The sequence below is a fragment of the Pseudomonas sp. G(2018) genome (genome assembly GCF_005502415.1).
Lineage (GTDB): Bacteria > Pseudomonadota > Gammaproteobacteria > Pseudomonadales > Pseudomonadaceae > Aquipseudomonas.
Window position 1 is genome coordinate 1 of record NZ_SCOO01000078.1, and the last position, 3,755, is coordinate 3,755.

The following is a 3,755-nucleotide window of genomic DNA, read 5'->3' on the forward strand; positions in this document are numbered from 1 at the left end:
TATTCAGATTTCAGATTTCAGATTTCAGATTTCAGATTTCAGAAAAGCAAAATGCCCCGACAAGTCGGGGCATTTGCTTTTAGCCGGCGCAGATTGCGTTTTCACACAGCCTGCAAGTGCCGGGTTTTTTATTTGCCGGTCAAATTTTGATCAGTATGATTCGAGGAGGTTTTGTGAGCGAATGAAGGCGAGCTCGCTTCTGCCACATAACAGGCGAACCTTGATTGACTGATTGCCCGTAGAAATTTTACGCAAAATTTACGGGGCTTGGAGGTTGAGCATCCGATACTGCGCGGCGCTAATTTGGCAGGCTACTTTTATGTCCCTCGCAGCAATGCGGCTTATCGGCTTCATCTTAGGCATTTTCCTGATCACGCTGGCTGTTAGCATGGCTATTCCCATGATCACGCTGGTGGCCTATGAGCGCAGCGACGATCTGTCAGCCTTTCTCTGGTCGAGTTTGATAACCTTCATCTGTGGCCTCCTGCTAATCATGCGAGGGCGCCCAGATACTGGCCAGCTTCGTCCGAGGGATATGTACCTGCTGACTACCGGTAGTTGGGTGGTGGTGTGCACCTTCGCAGCGTTGCCAATGGTGTTCATCAGCGACATCAGCTACACCGATGCGTTCTCTGAAACGATGTCTGGCATCACAACCACCGGCTGAACTGTCCTGAGCGGATTGGCTACAGCCTCTCCTGGGTTGTTGATCTGGCGCTCGATGCTGCACTGGCTGGGTGGTATCGGCTTCATCGGCATGGCTGTGGCGATCCTTCCACTATTGCGAGTGGGTGGCATGCGTCTTTTCCAGACAGAGTCCTCAGACTGGTCGGAAAAAGTGACGCCGCGCTCCCATGTGGCCGCTAAGTACATTCTCTTTCTCTATCTGGGACTTACTGGCATCGGGGCTCTGGCACTCTGGATAGCGGGAATGACGCCGCTTGAGGCGGTCAATCACGCAATGTCGTTGATCTCTACTGGAGGATTCTCAACGTCGGACGCGTCACTTGGTCACTGGGCGCAACCCGCGATTCACTGGGTAGCTGTGGTCATCATGATTCTGGGGAGCTTGCCCTTTACGTTGTACGTCGCGACATTGCGCGGCAATCGGCGTGCGCTGATCAAGGATCATCAGGTACGCGGATTCGTGGGGTTCTTGATCGTCACCTGGTTAGCGGTGGGTACGTGGCTTTGTTTTCACAGCGACTACGGATGGTGGGATGCGTTTCGTATCGTAGCAGTCAATGTGACCTCAGTCGTCACGACCACCGGAGTTGCAGTGGGTGATTACACGCTATGGGGCAGTTTTGCCGTTCTGTTGTTCTTCTATCTGACCTTTGTCGGCGGATGCTCAGGTTCGACGGCTGGAGGCCTTAAAATCTTCCGCTTTCAGGTTGCTGCCGCCCTACTCGTGAGTAGTCTGAAGCAGTTGATCCATCCTCGAGCAGTGATCCAGAAGAAGTACAACGGCCACCCCATTGACGAAGAGATCTTGCACTCGCTTTTGACCTTCTCGTTTTTCTTCACCATCACTATTGCCGTAATCGCCTTGGGGCTGGCTCTCATCGGCCTGGATTGGACGACTGCGTTGAGTGGCGCCGCCACTGCGGTGTGTAACGTTGGGCCAGGCTTGGGCACGATCATCGGGCCTGCAGGTAACTTCTCATCATTGCCTGATACTGCCAAATGGCTTCTGACCGTTGGAATGCTACTAGGGAGGCTGGAAATCCTAACGGTACTGGTGCTCGTAACTCCAGTTTTCTGGAGATATTGACCCTCACAACTATTGAGCGGTTTCACCCACTTTGTCGGAGCTCCGTAGGCGAGTTTAAAAGAGGCATGCGTGACGAAAATCAAATCATCACTTAGCATGAGGAATGTGCATTCCGTGCCGTCCTAAACCTTAAGGAAAGTTTCCCATGTCTCGTTTGGCTGAATTTCGCAAGCTTGAACAACAACTGGCCGAACAGCTCGCAGAGCTCGAGTCTATGAAAAGTGATTCTGGCCTCAAAGCCGAAATGGAATTTGAGAGCAAACTCCGCGCGTTGCTGGGTGAGTACGGCTACAGTCTACAAAACGTCATCAGCCTGCTTGACCCTCATGCAGGTCGTCGCTCGCCAGTCGCTGCCGCACCGAAAACAGTCCGTAAGGCGCGCGACGTTAAGATTTACAAGAACCCGAATTCGGGTGAGCTGATTGAAACAAAGGGTGGTAACCACCGTCATCTGAAAGAATGGAAAGCCGAGTTTGGTGCAGACATTGTCGAGTCGTGGCGCATTCAGTAAGTTCGTTTTGGTTACCAAGGGGCCTGCATGGGCCCTTTTATGTTGGTGCGCCAGGCATGGCGCATAGCGCCGTAACTGGCGCTGTTCAGTTCATTATGGTGATGAGTCGGAGGACTTGGAGGTGGAAGTCCTCTACACGCCCGGCATGTGGAAGTATTAGCCAGAGGCAAGGGTGCCGCGGGTGACTGCGAATCTGAAGGAAGCCCGAGGCAAAATGCTGGCCTGACGAACAGGAAGCGGATAGAGGCGGCACAGCGGGGTGAGATGGCAATGCTCATCAAAGCCCAATACTTGCACGGAACGCTACGACGTATATCCGACAGGCATAAGCAGGAAGGTCACGCGAATTACCCTGGGAGATCTGTACGCTTGCCATTGTGCTACCGAGCGTCGTGAGGCGACGGGATGAGCGTGCAAAAGTCAGCCGAGGCCGTAGTAAGTGGTGAATAACCACGCCACCAAGGGCCGAACAGGTTATGCCGCCAGTAGGCGCCAGAGTCTCGTCGAATGCTGAACCGCAGAATATTCTCCAAGAGAAGACTGTTACCTCAAGTCCCGGACGGTATCCGAGGATGACGGCTGATAGGGCGCAAGCATCGACGGCGTCTGTGACGTGGACGAACGCGGAGCCGGACACGCTGATGGAGCGGGTGCTTGCACCGGCCAACCTCAAGCGTGCGCATCAACGCGTGGTCAGCAACAAGGGAGGGGTGCCGATGGTATGACAGTCGACCAGTTGGCGGGCTACGTGAAACAGTATTGGCCGATCTTCAAGACTCGGTTGCTGGCCGGTGAGTACCACCCGCAAGGTGTGCGCGCCGTCGACATCCCCAAACCCAAGCGCGGAACCCGTCAGTTGGGTATCCCTAATGTGATGGATCGCCTGATCCAGTAGGCTTCGCTGCAACAGCTCACGCCGATCTTTGACCCGCTGTTCTCGGACTATAGCTCAAGCGACCACCAAGCCCTCGAAACAGCCCGTGCCCATGTGGTGGCGGGTCACCGCTGGTGCGTGGAACTTGATCTGGAAAAGCTCTTTTATCGAGTCAACCACGATGTGCTGACGGCCCATGTGCAGCCCCAGGCCGAAGATAAGCGGGTACTCAAGCTGATCCGTCGCTATCTCGAGGCCGGAGTGATGTCGGGCGGGATCGCCAGTCGACGGCAGGAAGGGACGCCGCAAAGCGGCCCGCTCTTGCCGTTGCTGTCGAACATCCTGTTCAACGAACTCGACTGCGAGCTGGAGCGTCGGGGCCATCGCTTTGTGCGTTATGCCAATGATGTGATCATTTATGTGCACAGTCATCGTGCTGGAGAGCGCGTGATGGCAGGCGTCGAGCGGTTCCTGAGGCAGCGTTTGAAACTGACGCTGAACCGGGAAAAGAGCCGCGTGGCACGACCTTGGGTCTGCGGCTATCTGGGTTATGGGATGAGCTGGCATCAACAGCCGAGTCTGAGAGTGGCGACTAT

The 3,755-nt window shown here is 54.9% G+C and carries 2 protein-coding genes and 2 pseudogenes; all 4 read left to right on the forward strand.

Annotated features, from left to right (window positions below; genetic code table 11):
* Nucleotides 1–232, forward strand: a 232-nt coding sequence (locus FFS64_RS31550) for a hypothetical protein (RefSeq protein ID WP_218571107.1), incomplete at its 5' end; no start/stop codon positions are given.
* Nucleotides 233–319: 87 nt separating this feature from the next.
* Nucleotides 320–1,774: pseudogene (locus tag FFS64_RS31015) on the forward strand (TrkH family potassium uptake protein).
* 145 nt (nt 1,775–1,919) lie between these two features.
* Nucleotides 1,920–2,285 carry a histone-like nucleoid-structuring protein, MvaT/MvaU family gene (locus FFS64_RS31020; protein ID WP_057978676.1) on the forward strand — a complete coding sequence of 122 codons (366 nt, stop codon included), beginning with the start codon at nt 1,920–1,922 and terminating at the stop codon, nt 2,283–2,285.
* Between the two features lie 572 nt (nt 2,286–2,857).
* Nucleotides 2,858–3,755, forward strand: a pseudogene (locus FFS64_RS31030) (reverse transcriptase domain-containing protein); the annotation flags it as partial.